This window comes from Vibrio sp. 10N.222.49.C9 (assembly GCF_041474985.1).
In the GTDB taxonomy this organism is placed as follows: domain Bacteria; phylum Pseudomonadota; class Gammaproteobacteria; order Enterobacterales; family Vibrionaceae; genus Vibrio; species Vibrio crassostreae_C.
The window spans coordinates 1-221 of sequence record NZ_JBFRVD010001202.1 but is presented as its reverse complement, the minus strand read 5'-3'; the positions used below and the strand labels follow the sequence as shown (position 1 = coordinate 221).

Genomic DNA, 221 nt, shown 5'->3' with positions numbered 1-221 from the left:
TTGGGCCTTCTTGCTGTGCGACGAAAGCCCTATCGACACGTAAGCCACGAAACCTACGCCAAGCTGCACACTATCAAGAAGCACCCGATAACCCTTAATGATGCCTTTACGCTCGAGATCCTGCACTCTCCGCAATGTCGCCGAAGCCGACAAACCTACCTTCTCTGCCAGTTCAACATTGGCTATTTTTCCGTTTCGCTTCAACTCTTGCAATATTCTGT

At 49.8% G+C, this 221-nt stretch carries 1 protein-coding gene; it reads right to left on the bottom strand.

Annotation, left to right across the window (positions count from 1 at the left end; translation table 11 throughout):
• Positions 1-221, bottom strand: a 221-nt coding sequence (locus AB4585_RS27570; RefSeq protein ID WP_372171938.1) for an Lrp/AsnC family transcriptional regulator, incomplete at both ends; no start/stop codon positions are given.